Source organism: Gammaproteobacteria bacterium CG11_big_fil_rev_8_21_14_0_20_46_22 (assembly GCA_002796245.1).
Lineage (GTDB): Bacteria > Pseudomonadota > Gammaproteobacteria > UBA12402 > UBA12402 > 1-14-0-20-46-22.
The window spans coordinates 1-25,550 of the sequence record PCWT01000043.1 but is presented as its reverse complement, the minus strand read 5'-3'; the positions used below and the strand labels follow the sequence as shown (position 1 = coordinate 25,550).

General features: G+C 41.7%; 33 protein-coding genes. 10 read left to right on the top strand and 23 right to left on the bottom strand.

Annotation, left to right across the window (positions count from 1 at the left end):
- Positions 1-26: 26 nt before the first annotated feature.
- The 3 genes from COV52_05230 to COV52_05220 form a co-directional block, all read right to left on the bottom strand.
- Positions 27-350, bottom strand: coding sequence for a hypothetical protein (locus tag COV52_05230; GenBank protein PIR11199.1), 324 nt, complete (start codon positions 348-350; stop codon positions 27-29).
- A gap of 115 nt (positions 351-465) precedes the next feature.
- A complete protein-coding gene (locus COV52_05225) occupies positions 466-981 on the bottom strand; it encodes a hypothetical protein (GenBank protein ID PIR11198.1) in 516 nt (171 codons plus the stop codon).
- Positions 981-1,523, bottom strand: coding sequence for a transcriptional regulator (locus COV52_05220; protein PIR11197.1), 543 nt, complete (start codon positions 1,521-1,523; stop codon positions 981-983). The genes COV52_05225 and COV52_05220 overlap by 1 nt, the downstream gene beginning before the upstream one ends.
- 135 nt (positions 1,524-1,658) lie before the next feature.
- Between COV52_05220 and COV52_05215 the strand changes: the two genes are divergently transcribed.
- Together COV52_05215 and COV52_05210 are read left to right on the top strand one after the other, a co-directional pair.
- The gene (locus COV52_05215) at positions 1,659-2,207 is read left to right on the top strand and encodes a hypothetical protein (GenBank protein PIR11196.1); all 549 of its coding nucleotides are present in this window, start codon (positions 1,659-1,661) and stop codon (positions 2,205-2,207) included.
- 27 nt (positions 2,208-2,234) lie between these two features.
- Positions 2,235-4,724, top strand: coding sequence for a hypothetical protein (locus tag COV52_05210; GenBank protein ID PIR11195.1), 2,490 nt, complete (start codon positions 2,235-2,237; stop codon positions 4,722-4,724).
- On the opposite strand, the gene COV52_05205 is transcribed toward COV52_05210, so the two are convergent.
- The 3 genes from COV52_05205 to COV52_05195 form a co-directional block, all read right to left on the bottom strand.
- Positions 4,721-5,920, bottom strand: a complete 1,200-nt coding sequence (locus tag COV52_05205; protein PIR11194.1) for an MFS transporter — start codon at positions 5,918-5,920, stop codon at positions 4,721-4,723. The two genes, COV52_05210 and COV52_05205, sit on opposite strands and share 4 nt — an antisense overlap.
- A gap of 120 nt (positions 5,921-6,040) precedes the next feature.
- On the bottom strand, positions 6,041-6,952 hold the full coding sequence (locus tag COV52_05200; protein PIR11193.1) for a hypothetical protein: 912 nt from the start codon (positions 6,950-6,952) through the stop codon (positions 6,041-6,043).
- Positions 6,953-6,954: 2 nt separating this feature from the next.
- Positions 6,955-7,764 (bottom strand): hypothetical protein, encoded by an 810-nt coding sequence (locus COV52_05195; GenBank protein PIR11192.1) that lies wholly within the window; start codon positions 7,762-7,764, stop codon positions 6,955-6,957.
- 167 nt (positions 7,765-7,931) lie between these two features.
- Between COV52_05195 and COV52_05190 the strand changes: the two genes are divergently transcribed.
- Positions 7,932-8,270 (top strand): hypothetical protein, encoded by a 339-nt coding sequence (locus tag COV52_05190; protein ID PIR11191.1) that lies wholly within the window; start codon positions 7,932-7,934, stop codon positions 8,268-8,270.
- A gap of 31 nt (positions 8,271-8,301) precedes the next feature.
- Here the strand turns inward: COV52_05190 and COV52_05185 are convergent, their stop codons facing one another.
- Complete coding sequence (locus tag COV52_05185; protein PIR11190.1) at positions 8,302-8,493, bottom strand: hypothetical protein; 192 nt, start codon at positions 8,491-8,493, stop codon at positions 8,302-8,304.
- A 280-nt stretch (positions 8,494-8,773) separates the two neighbouring features.
- Between COV52_05185 and COV52_05180 the strand changes: the two genes are divergently transcribed.
- A complete protein-coding gene (locus COV52_05180; GenBank protein ID PIR11189.1) occupies positions 8,774-9,427 on the top strand; it encodes a hypothetical protein in 654 nt (217 codons plus the stop codon).
- A 52-nt stretch (positions 9,428-9,479) separates the two neighbouring features.
- On the opposite strand, the gene COV52_05175 is transcribed toward COV52_05180, so the two are convergent.
- Both COV52_05175 and COV52_05170 read right to left on the bottom strand, forming a co-directional pair.
- Complete coding sequence (locus COV52_05175) at positions 9,480-9,800, bottom strand: hypothetical protein (GenBank protein PIR11188.1); 321 nt, start codon at positions 9,798-9,800, stop codon at positions 9,480-9,482.
- Positions 9,787-10,071 carry a hypothetical protein gene (locus COV52_05170; GenBank protein ID PIR11187.1) on the bottom strand — a complete coding sequence of 95 codons (285 nt, stop codon included), beginning with the start codon at positions 10,069-10,071 and terminating at the stop codon, positions 9,787-9,789. The genes COV52_05175 and COV52_05170 overlap by 14 nt, the downstream gene beginning before the upstream one ends.
- 114 nt (positions 10,072-10,185) lie before the next feature.
- Between COV52_05170 and COV52_05165 the strand changes: the two genes are divergently transcribed.
- Genes COV52_05165 through COV52_05150 form a run of 4 tightly spaced genes read left to right on the top strand, consistent with a single transcriptional unit; the run spans position 10,186 to position 13,246 of the window.
- Entirely contained in the window at positions 10,186-10,986 is an 801-nt protein-coding gene (locus COV52_05165) for a hypothetical protein (protein ID PIR11186.1), read from the top strand.
- Positions 10,987-10,994: 8 nt separating this feature from the next.
- Complete coding sequence (locus tag COV52_05160; protein PIR11185.1) at positions 10,995-11,687, top strand: HAD-IB family hydrolase; 693 nt, start codon at positions 10,995-10,997, stop codon at positions 11,685-11,687.
- A 1-nt stretch (position 11,688) separates the two neighbouring features.
- Positions 11,689-12,450, top strand: coding sequence for a hypothetical protein (locus tag COV52_05155; protein ID PIR11184.1), 762 nt, complete (start codon positions 11,689-11,691; stop codon positions 12,448-12,450).
- Entirely contained in the window at positions 12,434-13,246 is an 813-nt protein-coding gene (locus COV52_05150; protein ID PIR11183.1) for a hypothetical protein, read from the top strand. Before COV52_05155 ends, COV52_05150 begins: the two co-directional genes overlap by 17 nt.
- Here the strand turns inward: COV52_05150 and COV52_05145 are convergent.
- Both COV52_05145 and COV52_05140 read right to left on the bottom strand, forming a co-directional pair.
- Positions 13,233-13,853, bottom strand: coding sequence for a hypothetical protein (locus tag COV52_05145; GenBank protein ID PIR11182.1), 621 nt, complete (start codon positions 13,851-13,853; stop codon positions 13,233-13,235). The two genes, COV52_05150 and COV52_05145, sit on opposite strands and share 14 nt — an antisense overlap.
- A 77-nt stretch (positions 13,854-13,930) precedes the next feature.
- Positions 13,931-14,599 (bottom strand): glutathione S-transferase, encoded by a 669-nt coding sequence (locus COV52_05140; GenBank protein ID PIR11181.1) that lies wholly within the window; start codon positions 14,597-14,599, stop codon positions 13,931-13,933.
- Between the two features lie 164 nt (positions 14,600-14,763).
- On the opposite strand from COV52_05140, the gene COV52_05135 reads away from it, so the two are divergent.
- Entirely contained in the window at positions 14,764-15,549 is a 786-nt protein-coding gene (locus COV52_05135) for a hypothetical protein (protein ID PIR11180.1), read from the top strand.
- A 98-nt stretch (positions 15,550-15,647) separates the two neighbouring features.
- Here COV52_05135 and COV52_05130 read toward each other — a convergent pair whose 3' ends face one another.
- Positions 15,648-15,944, bottom strand: a complete 297-nt coding sequence (locus tag COV52_05130) for a MerR family transcriptional regulator (GenBank protein PIR11179.1) — start codon at positions 15,942-15,944, stop codon at positions 15,648-15,650.
- Positions 15,945-16,048: 104 nt separating this feature from the next.
- Between COV52_05130 and COV52_05125 the strand changes: the two genes are divergently transcribed.
- Complete coding sequence (locus COV52_05125) at positions 16,049-16,903, top strand: hypothetical protein (GenBank protein ID PIR11178.1); 855 nt, start codon at positions 16,049-16,051, stop codon at positions 16,901-16,903.
- Positions 16,904-16,928: 25 nt separating this feature from the next.
- Here COV52_05125 and COV52_05120 read toward each other — a convergent pair whose 3' ends face one another.
- From COV52_05120 to COV52_05070, 11 genes are all read right to left on the bottom strand, one after another.
- A complete protein-coding gene (locus COV52_05120) occupies positions 16,929-17,201 on the bottom strand; it encodes a hypothetical protein (protein PIR11177.1) in 273 nt (90 codons plus the stop codon).
- A 30-nt stretch (positions 17,202-17,231) separates the two neighbouring features.
- Positions 17,232-18,068, bottom strand: a complete 837-nt coding sequence (locus COV52_05115) for a hypothetical protein (protein PIR11176.1) — start codon at positions 18,066-18,068, stop codon at positions 17,232-17,234.
- A 9-nt stretch (positions 18,069-18,077) separates the two neighbouring features.
- Positions 18,078-18,809 (bottom strand): hypothetical protein, encoded by a 732-nt coding sequence (locus tag COV52_05110; GenBank protein PIR11175.1) that lies wholly within the window; start codon positions 18,807-18,809, stop codon positions 18,078-18,080.
- A 486-nt stretch (positions 18,810-19,295) separates the two neighbouring features.
- A complete protein-coding gene (locus COV52_05105; GenBank protein ID PIR11174.1) occupies positions 19,296-19,958 on the bottom strand; it encodes a hypothetical protein in 663 nt (220 codons plus the stop codon).
- Between the two features lie 67 nt (positions 19,959-20,025).
- A complete protein-coding gene (locus COV52_05100) occupies positions 20,026-20,295 on the bottom strand; it encodes a hypothetical protein (protein PIR11173.1) in 270 nt (89 codons plus the stop codon).
- Positions 20,296-20,322: 27 nt separating this feature from the next.
- Positions 20,323-20,910, bottom strand: a complete 588-nt coding sequence (locus COV52_05095; GenBank protein PIR11172.1) for a hypothetical protein — start codon at positions 20,908-20,910, stop codon at positions 20,323-20,325.
- On the bottom strand, positions 20,907-21,875 hold the full coding sequence (locus COV52_05090; GenBank protein ID PIR11213.1) for a quinone oxidoreductase: 969 nt from the start codon (positions 21,873-21,875) through the stop codon (positions 20,907-20,909). Before COV52_05090 ends, COV52_05095 begins: the two co-directional genes overlap by 4 nt.
- A 130-nt stretch (positions 21,876-22,005) precedes the next feature.
- The gene (locus COV52_05085; GenBank protein PIR11171.1) at positions 22,006-23,409 is read right to left on the bottom strand and encodes an amidase; all 1,404 of its coding nucleotides are present in this window, start codon (positions 23,407-23,409) and stop codon (positions 22,006-22,008) included.
- A gap of 21 nt (positions 23,410-23,430) precedes the next feature.
- Positions 23,431-24,453, bottom strand: a complete 1,023-nt coding sequence (locus tag COV52_05080) for a hypothetical protein (GenBank protein ID PIR11170.1) — start codon at positions 24,451-24,453, stop codon at positions 23,431-23,433.
- Entirely contained in the window at positions 24,350-25,216 is an 867-nt protein-coding gene (locus COV52_05075) for a hypothetical protein (GenBank protein PIR11169.1), read from the bottom strand. The genes COV52_05080 and COV52_05075 overlap by 104 nt, the downstream gene beginning before the upstream one ends.
- Before the next feature lie 10 nt (positions 25,217-25,226).
- Positions 25,227-25,550, bottom strand: a 324-nt coding sequence (locus COV52_05070) for a hypothetical protein (protein ID PIR11168.1), incomplete at its 5' end; no start/stop codon positions are given.

Here is a 25,550-nt window from a genome sequence, read left to right as displayed (position 1 = left end):
CGAGAAAAGCGCCCTTTTAGCCATCACTACCAGAACAAGCTTATGGTCCAATGAGTGCCGCAGTAACAGACTTTTGGCCCGAGGCGCTGATGAAGACAGCGCTCATCACAGCGGCCGACCACCACCAGGTTACGATCATCGGGGTTATCCAGCGCCGGCGCACTGCAATAAAACTTTTCCGAGTCGACTCGGTAACAAGCTAACAAATGCTGACGAGCCCCCGACCACTCACGCGATTCCTGAACCGGTATCGTCTCTGCCTGGCCTGGCTCGCTATCTGAGAAAAAATACACCGGATAATCGGTGTCATTTTTCACCGAAAACTGTGCATACGCACTGACTGAACCCATTAAAAAAAAGCCTACAGCAAGAACAAGCCTAAGAACGTCACGAGATCGCATACACACACCTTAATGAAGAAAATTTAGAGCCAGACTAAACGATACACCCGACAATCGCAAAGCCTTAATGTGATTTACCTGAAACTTGATAAGCATAGTTTGCCAATCGACCAAATAACACACCGACAATCACTGCGCTGATAAAAAACAAAGCATACAGCGGCACTAACTCATGCAGCCAATGCGGATTTTCTGACATGGTTGCGCCAAAAAAATACTTTGCGCCAAACACCACCAACAAAACAACCAAGGTGGAGTAATTGCCCGAGATCTGAAGGGTATACTCAGCACGATTTGCCCAAGCAATACGCTGCCGACACACAATTATCCAGCCAAGCCAAACACCCAGAACAACACCTGCCATAAACATCACAAATAAGCCCGGCGTTACGTGCGAAAATTTAATCAAATCAATGATCGACCATACTGATAATACAATTGGTAAAATCACAAGCTTTTTAAGCGATACAGTTCGCGTTGTTGTCGCAGCAATACCCTGCTTAATCAGATAGAAAAATAAAAGGTAAACCCACCACGGTGTTCCCAGCAAAAAAGCCTTAATGGTTTCAATCGCGCTCATCATTTTTTCCCCTTCTTTAGTTGTTTAATGGCATGGTCACACCATTGGATTTCCGCCTTGAGGCTATATTGACCATAACTTAAAGATAACAGTAAATAGCTTGGCTCTTGGCCTTGCTCTTTAATTCGCTGCTCAATACTGTCAAATAATGCCTCGTACTTCACAAGCTCATGCCGATAAGCCTCAATTTTTTGAATATTTTCAGTAACAGACAGCTTGTGCCCGAAAAATAATTGCAACAAAAACTCATTGCGTACGGTAAACGTTGTCGGCGCCTGACGTAACCACTCAAGCAAGCTCGCCTCACCTAGCTTTGTTAAGCTATAGAGTTTTTTATTCGGCTGCGCGCTTTGCCCATCCCGATCGCAACGTAAAAGACCCGCTTCCGTTAGCTTTTTTAAGTTGGGATACAACTGCCCATCACTCTCCGACCAAAAGTGACGAGTACTGCGCTCAATGAACTGCGAAATCTCGTAAGCTGATTTCGGACCGAACGACAACACGCCCAAAAGAGCATACGAGGTCTTACCTTTTCTAGACATACATTACCTTCTTGTTTCTAATCGGGCCAAAATACTCTTTTAGAGGGCTCTTGTAAAGGGTTTTTGAGCAAAGACTTTACTTTTGACCGAAAATCGATAAGATGCAAAAAAAATACACAAACCAAGGGTGCCCCCATGGCCGCCAGCGCACAAACTCTCAACACCAACCCTTGCGGAAAATGCCGAGCACAGAATTTACCCGCCTGCCAATGTAAAAAAAGCGCGGGCAGCAGCAATGAGCATGAAGAAGCGCAAAAAAAAACCGCAGAAAATATCGCTTTTCTAACGCCCGAACCACGACCCTACACAGCCAAAACAGAAGGTGATCACGGCTTTAATAATTGCACACTGACCATAGAGTTTAAAAACACCTTATCGAAAGAACAACAACTTGCCCACGCCAACGAGCTTCTCAACTTGCTCGGCGACCTTCTGGAGTCACTAGACGCCAAGAACGAACGCCCGCCAAAGTACGACGTCACAAACAACAGTAACACGCTCAAAATCACACTCTACAATAAAACACATTTTACTCAATTCATGGAGCGATTGAATAATGCTGGTTTTTTATTGGAACAAACACCGAGCAGCTTGAACAGCAAAGAAACAGAGCCAGCAAGAAACTACACTTTCAACCCTAGCCCATTAGCGACAACACCAAAACCTAAAGGTGTGGCCGATTGACACTCACAAACCTCAGATGATATCACCATGCCTTTTTCTTTAAACGATGAGAGTCATCTTATTGCACACCCAGAGTCAATGGGGCACTCAGACCTAGATATGGCCTCACTGGCAGAGAGTGACGATACCCTAGACAGCGATGCAAATCCGGATGAAAGCTCATCCATGGATAGCGAAGAAGACCCAAGCAGTTATTCTGAATCCGATGAAACCTCCTCGATGGAGAGTGATGATGACTCAAGATTCGAAGACATAGAATACATGCCAATGTGCGAGAATCCTCCCAAGCTTACAAAAGACGAACAGCAACTATTAAAAGCCGTCAGAAAAAACAGGCTAGATCAAGTTGATAAGCTACTCACAAAAGGTACCAATGTTAACTGCTCTGATGAATCTAGCTACACACCACTAGCGATAGCCGCCGAAAACAATTTTTCCCGAATCTGCGAACGGTTATTGTCCGAACCCACCATCGATACACAGATTGCCGTATATGAATCGGCAGACAATATTGGTGGTGGTGCAATACACATAGCAGCTTACCGTGGTTATGATGAAATCATCCAACTACTAATCAAGCATGGCGGCTGCGGTATTAATACCTACGAGTACTGCGGCTACACACCACTACACGAAGCGGTAATGCGGGGAAATTTAAGCACATTCAAATTATTACTCGCCGCAGGGGCTGACCCAGATTTAAAAACGGGCCCAGACAATGCAGGCACCGAAAGACCCGTCGGTTTAAACACCCTGGGCTTAATCATGAGCGGATTTCCCACGAGCATCGATCAAGATAGAAACGAAACCTGGATCAATATGCTGTGCCATTTATTAGCACACTACAACCCCATGATGCCGTCAACACGACACTTCAGGGAACCGGACGAAAAAAGACTGTACGATTTAATTGAAAACATCCTAAAAAAACGCGATAGAAATAAAGCCGACATCCGACTAAAAATCTATGCCTATCAAGGCTTACACCAATCCTACTTACCGAATTCGGATGAAAATGACACCTCCATCGACAGCGACTCAGAAAGCCCTACTCACTATCGCTATACTGACAGACTTAAACGCTCAAGTGCGTCACTGCGAGCACACCTTGCAAGAACTTTTCCTGAGAGGGGAGGCGTTGTTATTCCTCACTTTCGTGGCGAGCATTTTTACCCTAGATACTACAAGAAAAAAGAAAGGCACCATCACCGAAAAATTTCCGATGCGCAAAACACCGGCGAACTTCCAAGGCCTTCAACCTACTGCACAGCTGCGCACGAGCTAGCCCAAGAACCTTTTACATTACCAGACCTACAAAACCTGGCAAGCCGAGCTCAGCGACAAACGTATACACAAACCTTAAGCCAGCGCGAGCAAAAACTTAACAGCACAAGCAGGCTCGTATTATCAAAACTCAACGCTATGGCAGAACAAAAGGATGTTGAACCCCTCATGACAAAGCCTGGCAGTCGCAGAAAAACCTATCCCAGCCGGTTAGCTGAATTCATACAGCGATATGTCAACTCCTATGCAGATTTGATCAAAGAGCTAAAGGACTCTCAAACTAATGATACCAGTCGGCTTGGCGCCAAAAAGAGAGAAAAGTATGCTCTTCTCAAAGACCTTGGATTTACACAGCTACCTTTTGTCTCGACAACGGAAGACCCACGTTGGGCCTTTGAATATGCCTTAAGCCTCGTCAACTATGACAAAAATGGAACCCACAAACCTCGAGGCAAAGTCAAGCCACTACACCCGTTTTACTTACCGTCAGGCCACCCTATACACCCCTACCTCGGCGTTGTTCATGCAAGTTTACACACCAAAGAAAAATTACCCAGTATTAGCGCTCGTATACTCGATGAGTTTGCCCAAAACCATATTGATGCGCGCTGCGCTGCGCCGGGCGGCCACATCACCGGAGGGTACATCCGGGCGCGCGAACGCATTTTCTTTCACCGAGTGGATGCAGATCATATCTTTATCTCACTGGTGGTGCGCGTGCCTAATTTTTGCCACAAATACCGTGACTTCATGCAAGAAAAGTATGGCTTAAACAAAGCTCAGTACAATAAATTTAAAAGTGACTTGGTAAGGTTCGGCGTGCTAAATCGTGAAGCAAAACTGATGAACCCACAGCAATACTTTAGGGTACAACAAAGCATCATGGAGCACGTGATGCAACATCAAAAAACCCAGCTACTGAATTTTTTAAGCTCCTGCGTTCGAGATGAAGGTTTAGAGCTAAAAATGCTAGGCCAGCAACCCGCGGATTATCTAGACCCAACGATTGAAATGTCCGCCCAAGAAGAACGTGACTATATTCGTGGTTTCGTCAACGAAAGAAGTGCCGCAAAAAACCGCGAACATAATAGAGATGATGAAACAGAACCAGGCTGCTTGCCCGATCTTGCTTCTGAACCGGAGCTGGAGACAGACAGCCTTCCAAGAAGTTTAGCCAGCGAGCGCTTACCCGACAATCCGGATGCAAAACGCAGCCGACCCGCTCCTGGCTAAGCGCTGCGATTACGGTAGCGTTGTTTAAGCAGTTGCAAGGCTAAAGCCAACAGCACTAATAAAAAACCCACCATACTTGGCGAAGCATAGGAAAAGCCCAACGAAACCGCTGTGCTCGCTAAATAGGTGCCCAATGCAATACCCACATTGAAAAACGCAATGTTCACCGCCGAGGCTAAGGTTGGCGCACCTGAGGCTGCTTGCATGACCTGTGATTGCACAGGTGAAACGATGGCAAAGCCGAACACGCCGAGCAAAAATAACGTCACAACCGACAATAAAGCAACGTGCACCGTAAAAACAAACACGAAAAGCACAGTCGCCAATAAGCCCATCAAAACAAACAAAGCGCGCAACAAGTTTCGATCAGCCGCACGCCCACCGAGAATATTGCCCAGCACCAACCCCACGCCAAAGATCAACAAAAGCCAAGAAACACTACTGGACTGAAAACCCGACAATACCGTCATCATCGGCGCCACAAAGGAAAACGCCGCAAAAACGCCACCAAAGGCCAAGGCCGTGATGAATAGCGACAAAATCAGCGACAGTTTTTTAAACGCTTGCAACTCATGCTTGATGTCTGATGATATCTCAGCTTGAGAGCTTGGCAAAAAAACCAAAAGTCCAAACAAACTCAGCACACCCAAAATCGACACCATCCAAAACATTGAACGCCAGCCAAAATGCTCAGCAATAAACGCACCCATTGGCACACCCAAGACATTCGCTAAAGTTAGGCCCGTGAACATTAACGCAATCGCCCGCCCCTTTTTCTCCGGTGCCACCACATTGGCCGCAACCACCGCACCCACACCGAAAAAGGTGCCGTGGCACAATGCAGAAATAATCCGGCCTGCCATCAACACATCGAACTGATGAGATAGCGCCGATAACACATTACCCAAAATGAATAGAGTCATGAGAGCAATCAGGGTAATCTTTCTAGGCAAACGCAGTGTCAATACCGCCAAAACCGGCGCACTGACGGCCACGCCCACTGCATAAGCTGTCATCAAATACGAAGATGTGGCGATTGTGACTGAAAACGTGTGTGCAATATTGGGCAACACACCAGCCATCACAAATTCTGCCGTGCCAATCGCGAATGCGGAGAGGGCTAGAACAAACAAGACCCAACCTGGCTTCATCAAAACCGCCGAGCGTTGATTTTCAATCATGGACTGAATAGACATAAAAAATCTCCTAAAAAAATAAAATCATTAAGAACAATGTGGAAACCGTCTTGGGTAGACTGGGTTATTTGGTGGATTCTATTTGCTAGTGCAACACCGGTAACAAGCAATCCAAAAACATTATAACCCCAACACTTTTTTCAATTGATCCGACATTTTGCTGTGTTTTGTTTTATTCATTTTTTTGATATTTAAAAGCTTCCACTGCAAAGCAGGTAAATTTTTAATATTAGGAACTGTAAGCAAATTCCAGTCGGGCTTTCCCATTTTGATGGATAACAAAAACTGCCGCTCATTTTTAGTGAGCTGTGTTTGCAGCGTCTTAATTAATTTCGAACGCACCTCATGTAATTCGTCATAACTCACACCAACATTAGTCATGCCGACAAACTCTTTATTATAAACCCCACGCATATCAAGCTCATCTGGAGCCAATAACTCATTCATCGGCCCTGGGCCACTTGCAAGGTAAATCACAAATGCTTGCCTCATTTCATCAGTAATACCTTCGCTCTCGAACAACAATTTAATATCAAATAAATCACGCGGATGCTGACGATCCAGTGCTGCACATATTTTTCCCGCATATAAATCGGGTAAAGCTAGTGTTCTTACCTGTTGAGACTGTAAAAACCTTTCCTGAGCGTTTTGCACCAAAGCACGAAGTTCCGTACCAAATACCGATCCACGTAAAACAATATTGGGCTCAATTTTAATTTCCGTCGAAAAACGACTAATAAGCAACTTGATTAATTGTTTATCCTGCTTGGCATATTGCTTAATCACTCCAAAACCTAGCGATTCCAGTTGATTCGACAGCGCTTCTAACGCTGTGTTTAAATTTCTCAAAAAAATGTCTCGAGGCTCTATCGGCAAATAAGTTAAATCGATATCAACAGAGAGTCGCGGCATATCTTGAACAAAAAGATTAATGGCTGTCCCACCTTTTAAAGCAAAACAATCAAACGACTGAATGACAGGTAGCACATCAAGCAATAACTCGACTTGCTGCTGATAAAATTTTTCACTCATTCTTATTCACCGAGTTTTGGTGTAGATATTTTATATTTAGCATTATACACACCACCACCTGCGACGACACTTTTTCCTTTACCCAAATCAACGCCCGATAATACCAATTCTTTTAGCCATGGATGCTGGTAGTAATCTGATAAAAATAAAAATAGCCGTTTCGCTTTAAGGCTATGACAGGCTTCTAAAAGTGTTCGAACAAGCGTCGGACGAAGGCGCGCCAGATTTTCAACTAACAATGCCGCCTCTTCAAAGCTAACAACCTTAGGCACTAAATAACATAATTCTATTGCTGCACGCTCAGGCGATGAAATCTGTATAGATAGCCCATGCTGAGAATACTCAACCAAGCCCAGTACATTATCTTTTAGTCCCGAAAACAAAACGGTGCTATAAAGTGCGAATCCACCCTCAAGACGCACCGCATTCATCCAGCGCGGCAGCTTGATACCTTCTGGTGAAAATAACTGTAATGTTTGCGCCTCAAAGCGAGCCGGCAAGTAATGAGATTTTCCTAGTAGCTGTAATGCATTTTTACCGCCCAAATGAACGGGCAAGCCCTGCTGCGTTTGTAAAGCATGTAACACGCTAACCCAGTCTACGGAGTCACCAGCCAATTTATACAATCCGCCGCCTATGCGCTCCAAATAACCGGACTGCACATACCACCAAGCCAACTTTGTTGACACACCTAAACTTTTAAGACAATCCGAGGTTAACAGCCCACCTTTCGGCGCCTTAAGCAGCAAATGGTTTAAATTTTGTCTATTTTTTCTAGTCATGCTAGATATTTTAGCAAAAAAACAAACCATTTCAACCTATAAGTTTAATAAACACCAAGATAAGGCAATGGCTTTACTTAGACCCATTGAACCTGAGTATAAGCACTCAGGGAAAAAGCGAAGCTATTGATTAAAACACTATTTTGAGATAATTTAATCATCATCTCATTGCCCGCATTTTTATAAGGATATAAGAAATGAAATATCTTAATATTATTTTTGCTATCGTGGTAGCTGGCACAGCTTTAATGCTAAGCGCCTGCTCTTCACCCGTCATTATCCCTTTAAACCAAGGTGGCTATCGAGTGGTTGCTGACGGCTTCACGAACACCGAAGCACTGTCACAAGCCAAGAAATACGCGGAGCAACAGTGCCAATCAGAACACAAACATCTTGTTGTCGACAATTATCACTTCGTCATGAATAATGATAGGCACACTGCAAAAGAAAACGGCAGCGCATCTCAAGCCACATTATCAGCACTCAACCCAGAAAATAGTCACATCGTTTTAAACTTTAAGTGTGTTGGCAAATAATAAACCTCTAAAGTAAGGATAGTTAAATTTTTTATATATGATGACAAACGAGGCGTTTTTGAATAGTTTGGATCAAACCGCACTCACTCACATTCATCAATACCGCATCAATCGTTTCAGGCGTTGTTTCGAGATAACGAGCTAACTCAGCTTTGGTATAACCTTCATTTAATAAAAGCTCACTCACAGCGTTATCGATTTCTGGGTTTTTAGGCTTTCTCATTTTTTCCCTGCCGATTTATTTAATTACTTTGAGAATATTTATACTCGCAATATTATTTTATGTCAAACATTTTTAGAATTATTTTTATTAATTTTTAAATTTATTTGATTTTTATTGTAAAAACATACGTTTACTTCATGAATTTTATTTATCAGCAGCCTCTGAAATGACCAACCAGACACTATTTTCTGTTATCATTATTCGAAAAAGACTACAAAGACTTGCAAAATAAGAATTTTCCTGCCATCATCTCTCTATATCAAGTCTCGGACACCACCTCATGAATGCACAAACCGCCAAGACCTTAGTCTCAAAAACCGACGATATTCTGATTGAAAATCTACACTTGTTGATGCATGAACATCGAGTCAATGAAGCAGAGCTTGCGCGCCGTACTGGCATTCCGCAGCCGACGCTTCATAAGATTCTTTCCGGCAAAACAGCCGACCCCCGCATTTCTACGCTTCAACAGCTAGCCAATTATTTTCAGGTATCACTCGACGGATTGTATTCTTACGATGTCCTGCAAAATAAGAAGATTATGGCAGAAGGCAAATCCATCCCCATCATTTCCTGGTCAGATTGCACCAAAACCGGTGATCCGACACAGGGGCTGACACCCAACAATTGGGATGAGTGGGTGATTGTTGACAAAAGCAATAATGAGCAGAGCTACGCCCTCATTAGCCGCGCCTGCATGGAACCGCACTTCCCTCGCGGCACCACACTCATTGTAGACCCCACTGTCAAACCCAATGATGGCGATTTAGTGATCGTACAATACCCTGACACGCAAGACGCCACCTTACGCGAACTCTCGATCGACGGCCCTGATCAACTGTTATTATCACCCTATAGAAAAACAGAGCCTGAGGCACTCAACGAGACTATTCAAATTTTAGGTACTGTGGTTCAATCACGGTTTAGCTACTAAGCTTAACGAATGAATCGCGCAAAGATAAGCAGGATTTTCCGGCCTGTAAAAACTATTTAACAACCCTGAGTTTGGGCGCCTTATTCATTATATCACCCACATTATCTGGCGACTGGCCCGAGGAAATAGCCTTTTCTATGCTTACACCCGCCAAAATACCAATAAAGCAAGCCTGACTTGAGTCAAACTCTGAGATAATATAATCATTCTTAACCAACGTTAGTGGATGCTCGACGAACTCTTGTCGTGATTTTTGATCAAAGTAACCAATCTCGCCATTGCGATTTTGAAAAACTATCTTGTATCGCCCGCTCTTATCGCTTAACAAAAAATTCATTTTTTTAGCGCGCTTTAAAGCCTCACCACCCTCCATTGCCGCTCTTAACATTCGGCCATAATACCCCCCCCAACTTACATGCTTGCAGCGGAGGCAATCCACGCAACAGATGGGGATCACCAATCAATTCGGTATAGCCAACCCTAACAATGATATGGGAGCCCCGACATCGCAAGATGACTCGCTGAGCAGTTGCGTCAATCTCTTCAATATAATAAGCATAATGCTTTTCTAAAAATAACGAAGTCAGCGCAGAAAAACCTCGCGACAGATAATTTTTATACATTTTTTTAAAAAACCCAAACATATTTATCTCAAAAGCTTCACAATTAAAAAAATTACCGTTAGAATTCGTATATTAAAATATGAATTTATCAAATTATACAGCCCGTACGAGTTAATTATAGCACAGGAAAAAGTCATGACGATAGGCCAAGCCGATACACCACACGTAGTTAGCCCAAACTATAGCCAATGGGGCCAAAAAGGAACTTTATCAACCCAAGCATCTTCTGAGTTTAGAGACGACAAAGTCAGAAGACAGTTAAGCCAAGCAGGTATTGAACTTAGCCGTTTCAAGCTGACAAATCGAGCACGCGTTCAATACTATAAGGGGGAACGACTTGGAGAAACACCAGCCATATTATTACGTTATGAAGAATCAGGCGAAAGCAACAAACTGGGTGGCAAGCATATTAGCGTCGTTTACGACCCCACCGCAGAGAAAATACTTGGCTTAACAGTGATGCAGCCCAATAAAGCACTCAAACAGATTTCACACCAAAAAGCCCTTGCCGTTGCGCTTCGTTTTTTGCAGTGTACTGCAGATGATTTAACTGATGGAGATATTGAGCTGCCTGATTTGATCATGCTTGATTCTGATGTTCGCATGAAATTTGAACCCAAAGTTATATTATCAAAGCATTTACGCCTCGACTGGATTGCACGTCACGACGAAACAATTTCTTGCGATGATGAAACAGTGACAGTTAGCGGCATGAAAGTTAAAACCTTTAACCCTAAAACAGAATTATGGACCTGGATAATTGTTGATGATACTGGTGTCGTGCAAACATTTGAACGTGACATCAGTTGGAATATGGAAAAAATGATGCGCGAAACGCAAATGTGGCTACATGACAAGTGGTTAGAGATACATGAGATCAACCTTTCTGACGCAGCCAGCCCAGATGCTAGCCGTAGCAATGCGCCAACACCTTAAGAAAAACCATGATAAAAAATAAAACATTCGAATATTATTGTTTTTTTGATGTGGATGAAACCGTGACACAAAATAAAACCTTATTTGATTTTTATTATTTTGCTCTTAATAAAAAATACGGTCGGCTGATTGGGCAAATCATCGCATTCAAACAGAATATTTTACTCAAACTGTTTTCGAAATTTGGCGCAAGTCGAGAAACAATCAACCAGCTCTATTGCCATTTTTATAAAGGCTGGAACGAGTCCGATCTCGCCGAAATAGCCAGCGCCTGGATTGAGCTAAAAATGAAGAATCCTCAGCATTTTTTCAGGCCAGAAATATTAAATGAAATTACTAAACACAAAAATAGAAACGCGGGCATTGTATTTGTTTCAGGATCACCAGAGATTCTTATTGAGCAAATTGCGCGGCATCTTGGCGCTCATCACGTTATCGCAACTAAACTAATAGTAAAAGATGGACATTTTACCGGGAATAACGCTTTGCCGACAGTTATAGGCGAAGGAAAAGCAAGGAGAATAAAAAAGTTTTGTGCAGAGAAAGATTTTCATTGTTTAAATAAATGCCACGCGTATGGCGATCATATTTCAGATGCATCTATGCTATCGATAGTTGGCCATCCCTCTGCGATCGTAAAAGACAAAAAATTCAAATGCTTCGCACAAGCGCGAAAATGGAGAATTATCGAGGTTAAATAAAATGAGTAACACAAGCACTTTAATTATTACTGGCGATAAAATGCAAGGATTTTGCATTAACAGTGACATATTAACAATTACAGAATTATTGAACCTTAGTAAAAGCCAGTTTCAAAAAAAAGCCGAAATTTACCAGTGTATTTTTGTCACCCAAGGTATAAATCAAAAACAAGTCGCAACAATAAGCGAACGACTTGAAAAATTAACCATCAAACCTCGACTTCGTCTACTAGACGAAATGCTTAACAAAGAAGCAAAAGCTTTTACTCATAAACTGCATCATGAGAATGTTTTAATATCCAAACCCAAAAAAATAGCTGAAGACAAATTTCAGAGTCAACTATTAATCGATAACGGCTGCGATATTATCTCCGACCACGTGACACGCCAGCACTTACAGGGCATGCTAATCATAGAGTCAGCAAGGCAGTCGATGATTTCGATTATTGAAAATTACTATACCGAGCAGACAGAAAGATTTAAAAGAAGCTTTATATTGAAAAATATCGATAGTAATTTCCTTAAACTTATTTTCCCACTCGATGTTAACATCCTTTCAAAACTAAGCTTTCATGCCCAGTCCAACAATTACGTTAACGCAACAATTAGCTCGGATTTTTTCCAGTATGATCAACTCTGTGCGACGATCACAATAAACTTTATTGTTATGAATACAGAAAAAATCTCCAAAAAAGAAGTCACCTTATTAAGTGATACCCTAGCAAAAGCTACCCGAAGTTCGACAGATGAAAAAATTTTATAAATTAACACTAACAACACAAGGTCCTTCGTATCCACCCAGCGAGGTCGGCAATAATGACGGCGACTTTGTCGTGCTCGGTCTACTAAACGAAGTAAATAACACCAATACCCTTGAAAAAAACTGGGGGATGGCGCTTGTATCCAAAGACTCTCCTACACCAACCTTTGGAGAAGAACTGCCTTATGATATAAAAAGAATGCTTTCAATAGAAAATGATGGCGAAATGATACTTTATACGCTAGCCTCGCCATTACCTTGTAACAATTACCCTCATGTCGCCTCACCATTCTACAAGAAAAATTTGTGCGATCTTACTCGAGATTCCTACCCCTTACACTTAGCACCCATCAGCGATGAGACACCATGGAATACTCGGCAACTAAAAAAAGCAATCACTTTAAAACAATGGTGTAAAGCATCGGGATGCTTGACCGTCAACCATGACAAGAAAAATGACACCGCTTCTTTTAACATTGAGTGCAACGGCTTGATACCTAACAGCCTTTACTCTGTTATCGGTTTAAGAAGAAATAATCTCGCACCTAAAAATACCACAAGACCTGAACCGCTTGGTATACCTAATGTTTTTACTAGCAATGATATTGGGCAAGGTCACTTTTCTACCAAAATAGAAAGCCCATTTCAACGTCACAACCCAATTATAAGCATTGCAATATTATTCATGAGCTCTCAAATGAGCTATGGTGGCGCCATAAGCGGTTATGGCCTTGGCATTGACATACACGTTCAACTAAAATTACTTCCACCAGGATTAAGTGAGTTTATTGCATCTTAAATGGATCAAAATCAATGGTTTCGCTATCTACCCTTAGGGGGTCAACTTGCTTAAGCCAGATAACCAATATTGTCGCAAATGGCGTTAATATCGACACAAACAAAATCTGTGTTAAGTAATCGGAAAAAATTAACTGTGCTATTTTTAACGGTGGAAAAATTGAATAGTATAAAATTGATAACGCAATAATATACTGTGTCAGCTCTCCAACAATTGATGCAAAAAAAGAACGGATAATAAAATAACGCCCTTTCAACATAATCCGAAAGCGGCTCAGCACATAAATATTCAACATTGCACCCACTAAAAAGCCAAGCGAAGCAACAACAAAAACATGGAATGCTTTGCCTAAAACAAAATCGAACGCTGCCTGGTGAGTCCAATATGCTGGTGACGGAAGTGCAATAACAGCTTTTGCAATTAAAGAAAAAACAAAGCAGACAAGCAAGAGATTCCATATCTGTCGCTTTGCAACATGATAACCGTATATTTCTGCCAAAACGTCACCTAACAAATAACGAAAAGGCAAAACAAAAGCCGCGCCGCTTATTAAAAAGTGGCCAAAGTGAACGACCTTGAACCCCAAAACAAGCGATACAAGCGCCATAGTAATATATAAGCTACAAATCGTCGAAAAGTAACTTCTCTTAAGGCTATTTAATGGCGAACTAATATTCACAGCGATTACTTCTCTGAAATCGTCATTAGATACGAGCCTTTCTTTTCCAACAAAGTCTTAAATTTTTCAACATAATCAGGAATTTCAGAAGAAATGACGCTTTTTCGCGCCAACAAACTCTTTGACCAACTTTGAAGGCACTGAAACTGATTTAACAAATTAAGCGGATACATCTCTTCGAGTTTACTAATTCGCATAAAAAATGGGGCATAAGCCGTATCTAATAATGAAAAATCTTCGCCATTAAAGTATGGTCCCTTAACCTCTCGATCAAGTGTTGCCAACATACCTAAGGTTTTTTCTCGCATTTGATCAAAGCCTTCTTTGCTATTTGCCGTACATGCCATAAACAAAGTAATTATCGCACTTGAACCGAACTCAATCCAAGCTCTATTTTTTGCTTTCAAATAAGGGTCAACTGGGTGCAATTTGGGTAAATAGACTTCATCGAGCAACTCCGCAATGACCGCCGATTCAAAAATAGCTTGACCATTTATCAGCAACACAGGCGCCTTACCTAATGGAGAAATTTTTTGAAACCACTGGGGCTTGTTAAAAAGATCAATGTATTCAAGATCAAAATCTACATTTTTTTCTTTTAAAACAATGACAGATCGCTGCACAAATGGACAAAGCTCAAAGCTGATTAATTTCGGCTTATTTAATGATTCCATTACCCCCCCACTCTTATATTTCGCATCCCAAGCCGGCACAAATAAACAACTCATACATATACAGGGATAAAAAACATTGCCTATGAACAAATACTGGCACTAATATAGCAATTTTTGATTAAAATGACTACAATTCAAGTCAAATGATTTAGTAGTAAAGCAGCATGGTTAACGATAAAAAATGGGGCATCATCAATGGCGCTACTGGCGGCATCGGCGCTGAAGTGGCATTAAAACTTATTGGCGAGGGTTATTCACTGGTGCTACTAGGCCGATCAAAAACCAAGCTTAACCAACAGCTCAAACAATTAAAAAAACACCGTGTCTCTAACCAGCAAATAATTAAAACACACGCCTTAGACTTAACGCAAAACAAAGAAATTGATCAATTCATAGCGTCACTCAAAACCAATAGAATAAAACCAAATATTTTTATTAATGCTGCTGGCATTGTGAAGCGCGGCAATCTCCACAATACACGTTACGATGACTTAAGCCTAGTTTTAGATTGCTGTGTATTAGGCGTGATCAGGCTCACTTCAGCAATAACTATACTCATGAAAATAAAAAAAGTACCGGGCACTGTCGTTTTGGTCAATGGCATTTTATCTAAGCGTCCAGACCCTAACCTAATGGCAAATAGTACCAGCACTGCTGCCATAGCAGGATTTGTCAAATCAGCAGCCAAGTTTCTCGGGCGTTACGGCATAAGAATCAACACTGTAAATCCAGGGCCAACCGACACCCCGCTTCTCCAGCAAGCCAGAAAGCTTGCTGCAAAAAAAGCCAAGGTCAGCGAAGAAAAAATAAATGAATTAATGGCTAATAAAACTGCCTTAGGAAAGATTGCATCGTCAGCAGAAATTGCTGATGCTATTTATTTCCTTTGTTCCGATCAATCAAATCATATCACGGGTTCATCTATCGATATTGATGGATGCCTTTTATAAAGCAATCAGTTATAATGCTTATTATTTTTATTCTCGTTTTTAATGCCTAGCTCATTTGAAGCGCCAAAACTCATTGCTTAACTGCAGATAGTGCGAATTCATTTTAAGCGTTTAAACGCAACATCAAGTCGCTCATAACGCGCATTCACTTTCTCAACAGCGGCTTTTAAGGTATAGCCCTCATCTAATAACTCTTTAATCAAGATCATACGCTTAATCGTGGGATAATCATATCGCCGTGTCGAAGCATCTTTTTCACTGGGGACAGAAGCGACAATACCTTTTTCTTCCCAATAACGAATTTGACGTTGTGGAATTCCTGTGACAGTCGAAACCTCTCCGATGCCAACCAAAAGCTTTGAGAGCAACATCTTATCATAAAGATTGCTTTGCATTAATGGTCAGTGGATTATTCGACAAAAAAGTTTTAGTGATGCGCCCTGAAAGTGATACAATTTCACACAATAAATTATATCCAACTCAATCACAAAAGAATTAAATGATAACTAATAACACCATTAACAAAGAAATTAGCTCTGCTGAAATGACAGCGATATATCGCTGTAGTGAACCAGAAATCAGTCATGACTCGCTCAGTAAAAAGTTTGCCAGCACCGAAGGATACAAAAAAGCTGAACATTTTATTCAAGCCCACCGATACCCGCTCGTCAATCGAAAAGTGAGCGTTAGGGCAGGCTATATATTTGAAGAAACTTCGCGATTACTCGAAACACAAAAATATGATAGCGTAATCTCATTTGCCTCGGGATTTTCGCTATTACTTGATTGCCTCTATTTAAAATACCCCAATTACCTCTACATCGATACCGATTTACCTAAAATAATTACCGAAAGACGCCAACGCTTATCTGAAATAAGCAGTTTCCTAGACTCAAAAGCCAGGAATCATGCAGACATGCAAGCGTTCAATTTACTGGATGAATTCAAAAAACAGCAAAAACTCAAAGAAGCCTTTCCCAATTGCAGCAACCCTATTTTCATTATTGAAGGTGCAATCTATTTTTTACCGGAACCCTGTGTTCACTGGATGATCGATGAAATTTCCAGCTACGATACCGCTGCAATTATCCTTGATTATTGGCCAGAAAACATTACAGAGAAAAGCGTGATATTTAAACGCTCACTCGAATACATGCAAACCATGATGCCCGAAAGCATACAAAGCTTTTGGCATAAAGAAATTCAATCAAAGATTAAACAACAGTTTTTACGCATCAAAGATGCCAGCATTAGTGATGTAGAAAAAAGCCTATGCAAACCACTTAAAATTGAACAAAAATTACTCAATCAAAATGAATATTTTCCGCTTCGGCTATTAACAGCAGAAAAATAGAGCGTCAGGCTTATCACGAGAATCACTAAACTGAAACCACTGATACACCATTATCGACAATCAAGTCTAGGCCATGCACTGCACTGGATTCATCGCTGGCCAGAAATACAGCCGGGCCCGCCAAATCTTCTGGTTGCATGAAGCCTGTTTTTGTGGGGGTATTCTGTTTTATTTTTTCACTGACCACAGGATCATTAACAAATGTCGCATTGCCTGGTGTATCTGTGCTGCCAGGTGTCAATAAATTAACATTAATATGATACTGCGCTACCGATAATGACGAACTTTCATTGTTTATTCTTCATTAATCAATCTTTATATTAAGACATCAACTTTTTTCACCAAACCTTAAATGATATATCGCAGCATCCATTCTCATGTCAGATAACAATAATCGCAAAAAAAGCAGTGGTGACTTAAGGTACATTCCTTTAGCCCCTTTAAAATAAGGCACTTGATCAACAATGTGAATATCTGAATGCCAGACTGTAACATCTTTCGCGCTCGTTAAACTCCAAGATATTAATGCATCCGACATGTTCACACTGGAGACCATCTTATTGGCTTGTTTAACAAATCGATCTGACATGCCGTCAAAAATAATTTCTGCTTGATTAAAATTTTCTGCCAGTTTTGTAAATATTGTTTCAACCTGTTCTTTATTGAAATAAAATAAAAGGCCACCTGCCATAAAGAAAACGCCTTTTCCTTTGTTTTTCACCTGGTCAATCCAAGAAAAATCAAAAATTGATTGGCTGAGCAGCTTAACGCGATTATTTTCTGGAAATAGTTTTTTTCTAAGCTCGATAACCTCGGGAAGATCCAAATCAATCCAGGTGAGCCGCCCATTATCATTGCGATAAAAAGCCGTCTCAAGACCCGCCCCAAGATTAACCACTGTCGCTTCAGGATATTTTTTCAAATAGCTTTGCAGTGCCTGATCAAACCGCCAAGCACGAATTGCCCATGTCAGCGTACTCAATTCGCTCAATGAGTCTTCAAGTAAAGAAAAGTCATAATCAATCGACTCAAGCAGTCGAATAGCCTCTTGGTCTTGAATAAACTTATTAGGCGTTCGACTAAACTTTGCCCGCCCGTATAAAGGTAACATGAGAGTTTGCGGTACGCCCGTTAACTTAACCTTTAGCTTACTCGACATATTCATTCCTCTTCTCTAAAAATAATCCAGCATCGGAAATTGATCACACTCATCTATGCAGTCTTGCAAGTACAGCGCCAAACCCAAATCGCCACACCAACTATCCGTACGAATTTCACCATACTGTGTTTTCATCGATTGATATTGCTCGATAGCATGCATGGCAAATTGCCTGGCCCGATCAAGCCATAATTGATTACCTGTGGCTTTATAAAGTTTCAAAAAAGCATAACCATTACCCGCTGTACCATGACATAAACCCCACGGCTTTTTCAAAGGCCCCGCATGCCAAATAAGCTCTCCAGCTTTTAAAAGCAACTCATTAAACTGTTCATCCACGTAAGGCCATAAGTCAGCCACACCAATTATTGTAGCAGGCGCGCCATGACATAATTGCAACATAGGATCTTGCGCGCCAGGCCAAGGATTACCGACACAGGGTAGCCAGTTTGCAAAATGCTCATCTGATATGGCTGTTTTTAATATGGTATCTTGTGTTCTTTCAATCAGTAAATTTTTCTGTTGATCTGTCAAATAATCGAAGCCTTTGAGCAATGCAAACACATTACCGACAAAACCATGCACTAAGCCTAAGTAAACTTCGCTGGCACCGTACATATTCTGAACCCAGCATAGTAATGTTGCTTTGGCAAAAGCTCCCAAGTTAAAAATAAATAGTCGACACCTTGTTGATATAAATCTAACCACCGCTGATCGTGTGTTTCGTGGAATAAATATAGCGCGCATAACATGGTCCCTGGCGCAGCCCACATCAATTCATTAGTTGGATTTTGAATGTTTTGTTTAATTAGTTTTTCTAAAATTGTTAAAACACTGTTACCCTTTGAAAGCTTCCATCGTAATAAATGAATGCCACTCAAACCAATCAAATAGCCGGGCGAATCTGGCAACACCCCAATTATTGGGTCAAACTCAGCAACAGATTGTGCGTGTTTATCAACCAGCAAATCCAAATAAGGTAAAAATCTCTCTCTACAGGCTGTTAAGCGATCAAGCACCCACATAGAACCCGCCGCACCAAGCCATAAACCTGTTATCGGTTTTTTCAGATGGTATTCTTCGTTTAAGTTGGGGTGCACTGGCCATAAATTTTCACCCTCAAATGCCGCCAAGCTTAATTCAACAATTTCTGTAGCTATCTTCTTAGCCGTAGCCTCAGACCATGTTTTATCCGTTAATTTTTCATGTCGTTCTGGTAAGTATAAATTCATGTCAGATTTTCTCTTCAAAAATATTTTTTACCTTTTCAAAAACTAAACGAGCTAAACGTTCATGACCTTGTTTATGTAAATGTATACCATCAATCTCTGATGTTAAAGGCTCGGGTTCAGCGTTCAGGCAATAACACCCTTCACGCATTGATATCGCTTCATATAGCTCAGGCAGCGCTTTTGATTTTTCGATAGCCCCCTTGAATTGTGGTGAAAATCCCTCTTCATGTGCTGGACGAGGCGGCACGACCAACAAAACATCAGCAGGGCTTATCATATCCGGTGCACAAGGCATTTTCTTAATACAATGAACTAATGACTCAATACCTGAGGCCACTGCTTGAGACGTGCGATTACATAAAACATTAAGATCATTCGTGCCCAACATAATGATCACTAAATCCAGTGGTGCATGGGACTCCAAACAAGGTAACAAATATGTTAACCCATTTTTAGCAGGAAGGTCTTCGCGATCCAGGTTTGTTGTCCGACTATTTAAACCTTCCTCAATGATCCGATAGTCCAGGCCCAACAATTGTTCTAACAACATTGGCCAACGTTCTTTTTCATTGAACCGAGCCACATAGCCTGTTTCCAAGTTTAAAGAACCCGGGATATACCCCCAGGTGTTTGAATCGCCATAACATAAGATACGTTTAACCATAGCTGTCCTTGTTAACAATATAACCCATTAAAGGGTGGCCATTCTTTTTCAACTCAACACTGATTAATTAAATAATCGTTTTAATAAACTCCAAGCTCACTGCTATTGGGTCTACAAGCTGTATTCGAGGACCATGTTGCTCATAAACAACTGCTTTTAACTGATCAAGAGCCAATGGCAAGACGATATTGGCTTCTTCTTGAGAGGTGATTTCTCGTAACTCAGTTGGAGTATATGCTACCTTGAACTGACAGTCGCTCGAACTATAAGGATCTAGCTGAGACTGCTGAACAATGTCAGGATTATTCGTGACAGATAATACGGAAACGGTTTTCATTATTAACCCCTATAAATCAATCAAAGTTTACCTTTTAATATCCAAAGAACAAATTCTTGGCCCATTATCATGGATTTCCCATTGAGCACTCTTTAACACCATCTGGGTTCGTCTGGAGTCAGCAAAGTCTTCCAGGCCAAGCTTAAAAATATCCCAGTAATATGGCTTTAAAAGAACGGTACCATGGTGTGGAAAAATTTCATCGATATTATAACTGGCGTTCGGATCGTCTAAGTATTCTTGCCATAAAACATGGCGAAGATCAGGGCGAATGGCCGCCCAGCTTGATTCGTATAATGCTTTTTCGTCTTCTGTTGTGTTGTCAATCAGCGTGGCATCTGCTTCAAAACGATATTGCGTATACGTTTCAGTGTCTAAATAAAGCCCGGTCACTTTAGGAGTGGCCTTAAGCTCCATCCATTTATGAGTTTGTGTACTACACGTCAATCGAAATGCGTTTCGTTCTTCAAGCAGATACAATAAGACAGTTCGAGATTTTGGCAGGCAGCCATCAATCGTTTTCTCGACAGTGGCTATTTGGCAAAAACTTTTCTTTTCGGCAAAATTAAAAGCTGATTTTAATGACTGTAAGTATTTCTCATCAATAACATTCATGGCAGGATTTCCTTTATTGACTCCATGTTAAAAACCAGCTTCCCGCGCACATGTCCAGATTCTAACAATTGATGTGCGGCGATCGCTTCATTAAGGCGAAACTGATGTGAGATCTCAACCTTCAATTTTTTTTCATTGGCTAGATCTGCTAAATAACGAAGGTCTTCCATATTATCCTTTTTCAATAAACCGAGTGCTTTTCGGTTTTTATCCTTCGCCGCGGCTATCACTTTTTCTGCCGTAATGGTTGGCACAGTCACAAGTATGCCATTGGCTGCCAAACAATCAATCGACTGGGCCCCGACATCACCACCCACCAAATCAATCACAACATCAACAGGTTTTCCAATAGCATATCTAAAGTCTTCTTCACCGTAGTCAATGCATTGGTCTGCGCCCAATGCTTGTAGAAAGTCATGGTTTTTCTTGGAAGCGGTCGTGATGACCGCAGCGCCTATTTGTTTGGCCAATTGAATTGCCAAATGCCCAACGCCACCGGCGCCGGCATGAATCAATACCGTATCGCCTGCTTTGACATGAGACAGTTTAAGCGCTTGCAAAGCCGTTAAACCCGCTGTTGTCAAAGCGGCGGCTTTTGAATATGAAACATTTGCTGGTTTTTTTATGATGGTATCGGGTGATGCACAAAGATATTGCGCATAACAACAAGGGTGGTCAGGAAAACCAGCAAGCCCCATCACCTTATCACCTACGTCAAAATGAGACACATCATTCCCTAAGCCGACAACTTCACCCGAAAAATCGTATCCTAAGCCTGATGGTAGGTGATCTTTGAGCTTTTTCGATACAAAGCTACTGCCTTCACGTATTTTGTAATCAATAGGATTTAACGCGGCCGCATGGACTTTGATCAAAACTTCATTTTTGCTATTTTCAGGTGTGGCTAGGCTAACCAGCTTTAAAACGTCTGGTTCTCCAAATTGTTTAAATTGAATGGCTTTCATCATTTTTCACCCCCCTGTCTGTTTTAAATAATTTTTAATTCACGGTAATATATTGCTAGCACCATTGATCTGACGCCGAAAAAGTCGCTAAACAGGGCGTTCACTTTTTCAGGACCAGTCACATATTATCTTATTGGTTAAGAGTAGGCATTTTCCATCCACCTAAGCTTTTTTCTAAGTATTCGGCTACAGCAAGTGTTGTATAATCGCCCCAAGGCTTTGCAACCACTTGCAAACCAATAGGCAACCCTTCTTCAGATGTACCACATCGCACAACAGAGCCTGGCCAACCCAATAAATTAAAGGCCATGGTGTAATTAAAATCCATCATGTTGGCCTGCGTTGTGCCAAAAGGTTTCGCCGGTGTGGCGCACGCTGGTAATATAATGGCATCAAAATGTTGCATATGTTGCAAGGTTTGCATTCTAATTTGGTCCGCCTCGAAAAAACGACGCCTTAGCTCGCCTGCATCAAATAGCTCAGACTGTGCAGCCCCATCAAAAAATCGCTGTAGGGTCGGTGAGAACTTCTTCAAGCCCTCATTTTGCAGTATTTTCATAAAACCTTTGGCTTGATCGCCACCATAGAAAAATGTCTCCCAATGAAACTGCCCGATATAATCAATATCCAAAAAGTCAACTTCAGTCACTTCAGCGACGTTGCCCTTTAAAGCGTCAATCGCATTTTTCATCGTCGCCTGCGTATCTCGATCGGCTGTCGTTTGGCTGCTATTGACTAAATAGCCAATTCGCATTTCATTTAATGGTTTAGTCTTCATGGGTAAATTAAGCGGCATCACGTGTGGGTCGACGCCATCAGGACCTGAAATGATAGGCAATACCAATCTAAGGTCTTCAATATATCGTGCCATAGGCCCTGGTGTGTAAAACACCATGCCGATACCACCATCTGCTGGCACATTGCCAACACAAGAGACTAAATGTTGCGTCGGTTTAATACCTGCAATCCCTGAAAAATGCGCAGGCAGTCGAACACTACCGCCGCCATCGGTGCCAATACCCAGGGTAGAGCCGCCACTGGCAATAATAGCGGCTTCTCCGCCACTGCTGCCACCTGGCGTTTTAGAAAGATCGTACGGGTTTTTAGTAAGACCATAAACATCGTTATCGGTTTCAAATGCGGGGCCCAGCTCTGGCATATTCGTGATGCCAATGACAATAGCGCCTTCATTTTTTAGTTTTGCCACGATAGGGGCATCGCAATCACAGCGATAATCCTTGAAGGCTAATGAGCCCCGCGTCACGACAAAGTTTTTCACTTTAATATGATCTTTGATTGTCATCGGCAAGCCATGTAATCGCCCCACAGGCTTTCCACTGGCTAATTGCTCATCAGCGTGCTTAGCTTGTTGCATGCCAATCTCAGGGTCTAAACGTTGAACCACCGCATTTAGTTGCGGGTTAACTTGATCCACTTTATTTAAATACGCTTGCATGACTTCAACACAAGAATAGGTTTTATTTTTAATGCCTGTTGCTAAAGTGGTCGCAGATAATGCGGTTAGTTCTGTCATAACGTTCTCCCAGTAAAATAATTAGCTGTATTGATGAATAAAATCGACGGCAATCTTATAAACTGCCTCCGGATGAAAACTATACAATTCACAACCTGTATCCAAAAACTCATGGTAGTGCAATAATTCAGGTTTAATGGCTTCTGCGGCTTCTCTAGAAGCTTCTACTGGGTGTACTGGACTACCATCACTGGCTAATATTAACACTGGGCATTGTATCTTGGGTAATTCTGGTAAAAAGTTAAAACCAAAAAACTCTTTACTATAAAACCAATTTGACATTTCAGGGTTTTGAATACATTTTTCCGCGTGCTCTTTAGGCGGATTAGGAAAGCCCGCATAGGGAATACAGTACTTAAAATAGTGTGATACCGACTCAGCCGTTGCATTCGTAAACATTTGCCGCGCACCTTCAACAGCAGCCTCAACATCGCCGCCCGCTTTAGCGACATTTCTTCGATAGCCCTCTAAAATACGCGCTAATGAATTATACGGCTCAGCATTGCAAATAATAATGCCGGCGGCCTCATTGGGGTATTGCGCCGCATAGCTATAGCTTACATAACCACCCGCAGACATTCCACCCACGAACAGGGTTTTGATGCCCAGCATTTCTTTCAACGAATGGACGTCTTGACCCCACTGCTTTAAGGTCCACTTTTCTTTATCACCATACTCACTCTGCCCCGTACCGCGCAAGTCGGGCAATATCACTTGAATACCTGCTTTCGCAAACTGGCACCAATACGCCTCATGCATCGTATGGTCCATGCCTGGCCCACCATGATTGAAAATTAACGTGGCCTGTTCAGGGTCAACTCTGTTTTCAAGGTTTGATCCATGCACCTTGATAAAGAGGTCAATATCACCAACATTGATTTTCTGAGAAAAAGCAGATGATTTCGGCTGGATTGATTGATTTTTCATCTCACTCATTTGATTAGCCCTCGCTTGCAATAATAGATTGAATAAATTTGTGGACCACCTGATAGGCTTCTTCAGGTGAATCATTATAAACAGGCGCACCAGCACCCTTGAATTCATGATAAGTCACCAAGCCTGGCTTGATTTTATCCTTCATTAACTGCGCACACTTTGGTGGATGCCCGGGACTTTGCTCACCCACCATCAATAATGTTGGACAAGCTATTTTGCTTAGCGTATCAAGATAATCAAACCGCATCATTTCATGTTGACAATAATGCTCAAAAATCTCAGGGTGCTGAAGGCAACGCTTCACTTCTGCACGAGTATAAGCATTCTTCGCATAATAAGGAATACAGTGATCTTGATATGCGTCGACACTTTCAGGCGTAGGAGATAAATAGTTTTGTCTACAGATCTCAGCAACTTCTTTTCCCCCAAGCTCATCAAATTTTTCGACCATAGCCTCAAGGTCAAGCTTAGCCTCTGTATTGCAAAAGATTAATGCACCTGGGTGCTCAGGGTATCGATTCACATATTCACACATCACATGGCCACCCATTGAAACACCGGCAATTATCGGTTTTTTAATGTTAAGTGCCTGACAAAAATCATAAACATCCTGACCCCAATGCGCTAAATTCCACCCGCTTGAGTCACAGGGGTCACTACGACCACATCCACGCTGGTCGAGAAAAATAACTTGGGCGATGCCTGAAAATTGCGACCAAAACTTAACATATAAAGTATGATCAGCTATACCATGACCACCATGCAGCACGATTAGCGTAGGCTTTTCTTTGACACCAGTTTCCGTAATGCTTAACTGGGAACCATAAACATCGAAAAATAAATATGCATCACTTATTTTAACTTTTGGCATCTTTCACCTCTTAATTGATCACTTTCTTTAACGCATTACCCGCAACCACAGCAGGGTCTTCACCATCACTTAATACTTTTCGGCAAATCGGTGTATTATGCGTCTGCCCGGGTATTATCACTTTATTAATTGCAACACCTGCGTCCTTGAGCTTTTTCGCATAGGCTTCACCTTGAGATCGAATACCGCTGTATTCTGGAAGCAGCATCGTTGAAGATGGCAGCCCATGAAATTTATCGCTCCAATAAGGTGAACAACGCATGTCTTTAGCTTGCGATTTATTTGGTGTATAAAAAGCCAGCTGATACTTCAAACTATCACGAGTTAATAAAAG

Excerpts from the sequence above, each read along its gene's own strand:
- COV52_05230 (PIR11199.1), bottom strand. The coding sequence starts at position 350 with ATGGGTTCAGTCAGTGCGTATGCACAGTTTTCGGTGAAAAATGACACC.
- COV52_05225 (PIR11198.1), bottom strand. The coding sequence starts at position 981 with ATGAGCGCGATTGAAACCATTAAGGCTTTTTTGCTGGGAACACCGTGG.
- COV52_05220 (PIR11197.1), bottom strand. The coding sequence starts at position 1,523 with ATGTCTAGAAAAGGTAAGACCTCGTATGCTCTTTTGGGCGTGTTGTCG.
- COV52_05215 (PIR11196.1), top strand. The coding sequence starts at position 1,659 with ATGGCCGCCAGCGCACAAACTCTCAACACCAACCCTTGCGGAAAATGC.
- COV52_05210 (PIR11195.1), top strand. The coding sequence starts at position 2,235 with ATGCCTTTTTCTTTAAACGATGAGAGTCATCTTATTGCACACCCAGAG.
- COV52_05205 (PIR11194.1), bottom strand. The coding sequence starts at position 5,920 with ATGTCTATTCAGTCCATGATTGAAAATCAACGCTCGGCGGTTTTGATG.
- COV52_05200 (PIR11193.1), bottom strand. The coding sequence starts at position 6,952 with ATGAGTGAAAAATTTTATCAGCAGCAAGTCGAGTTATTGCTTGATGTG.
- COV52_05195 (PIR11192.1), bottom strand. The coding sequence starts at position 7,764 with ATGGTTTGTTTTTTTGCTAAAATATCTAGCATGACTAGAAAAAATAGA.
- COV52_05190 (PIR11191.1), top strand. The coding sequence starts at position 7,932 with ATGAAATATCTTAATATTATTTTTGCTATCGTGGTAGCTGGCACAGCT.
- COV52_05185 (PIR11190.1), bottom strand. The coding sequence starts at position 8,493 with ATGAGAAAGCCTAAAAACCCAGAAATCGATAACGCTGTGAGTGAGCTT.
- COV52_05180 (PIR11189.1), top strand. The coding sequence starts at position 8,774 with ATGAATGCACAAACCGCCAAGACCTTAGTCTCAAAAACCGACGATATT.
- COV52_05175 (PIR11188.1), bottom strand. The coding sequence starts at position 9,800 with ATGGAGGGTGGTGAGGCTTTAAAGCGCGCTAAAAAAATGAATTTTTTG.
- COV52_05170 (PIR11187.1), bottom strand. The coding sequence starts at position 10,071 with ATGTTTGGGTTTTTTAAAAAAATGTATAAAAATTATCTGTCGCGAGGT.
- COV52_05165 (PIR11186.1), top strand. The coding sequence starts at position 10,186 with ATGACGATAGGCCAAGCCGATACACCACACGTAGTTAGCCCAAACTAT.
- COV52_05160 (PIR11185.1), top strand. The coding sequence starts at position 10,995 with ATGATAAAAAATAAAACATTCGAATATTATTGTTTTTTTGATGTGGAT.
- COV52_05155 (PIR11184.1), top strand. The coding sequence starts at position 11,689 with ATGAGTAACACAAGCACTTTAATTATTACTGGCGATAAAATGCAAGGA.
- COV52_05150 (PIR11183.1), top strand. The coding sequence starts at position 12,434 with ATGAAAAAATTTTATAAATTAACACTAACAACACAAGGTCCTTCGTAT.
- COV52_05145 (PIR11182.1), bottom strand. The coding sequence starts at position 13,853 with ATGGCGCTTGTATCGCTTGTTTTGGGGTTCAAGGTCGTTCACTTTGGC.
- COV52_05140 (PIR11181.1), bottom strand. The coding sequence starts at position 14,599 with ATGGAATCATTAAATAAGCCGAAATTAATCAGCTTTGAGCTTTGTCCA.
- COV52_05135 (PIR11180.1), top strand. The coding sequence starts at position 14,764 with ATGGTTAACGATAAAAAATGGGGCATCATCAATGGCGCTACTGGCGGC.
- COV52_05130 (PIR11179.1), bottom strand. The coding sequence starts at position 15,944 with ATGCAAAGCAATCTTTATGATAAGATGTTGCTCTCAAAGCTTTTGGTT.
- COV52_05125 (PIR11178.1), top strand. The coding sequence starts at position 16,049 with ATGATAACTAATAACACCATTAACAAAGAAATTAGCTCTGCTGAAATG.
- COV52_05115 (PIR11176.1), bottom strand. The coding sequence starts at position 18,068 with ATGAATATGTCGAGTAAGCTAAAGGTTAAGTTAACGGGCGTACCGCAA.
- COV52_05110 (PIR11175.1), bottom strand. The coding sequence starts at position 18,809 with ATGCGCGCTATATTTATTCCACGAAACACACGATCAGCGGTGGTTAGA.
- COV52_05105 (PIR11174.1), bottom strand. The coding sequence starts at position 19,958 with ATGGTTAAACGTATCTTATGTTATGGCGATTCAAACACCTGGGGGTAT.
- COV52_05100 (PIR11173.1), bottom strand. The coding sequence starts at position 20,295 with ATGAAAACCGTTTCCGTATTATCTGTCACGAATAATCCTGACATTGTT.
- COV52_05095 (PIR11172.1), bottom strand. The coding sequence starts at position 20,910 with ATGAATGTTATTGATGAGAAATACTTACAGTCATTAAAATCAGCTTTT.
- COV52_05090 (PIR11213.1), bottom strand. The coding sequence starts at position 21,875 with ATGAAAGCCATTCAATTTAAACAATTTGGAGAACCAGACGTTTTAAAG.
- COV52_05085 (PIR11171.1), bottom strand. The coding sequence starts at position 23,409 with ATGACAGAACTAACCGCATTATCTGCGACCACTTTAGCAACAGGCATT.
- COV52_05080 (PIR11170.1), bottom strand. The coding sequence starts at position 24,453 with ATGAATTCAAGGGTGCTGGTGCGCCTGTTTATAATGATTCACCTGAAG.
- COV52_05075 (PIR11169.1), bottom strand. The coding sequence starts at position 25,216 with ATGCCAAAAGTTAAAATAAGTGATGCATATTTATTTTTCGATGTTTAT.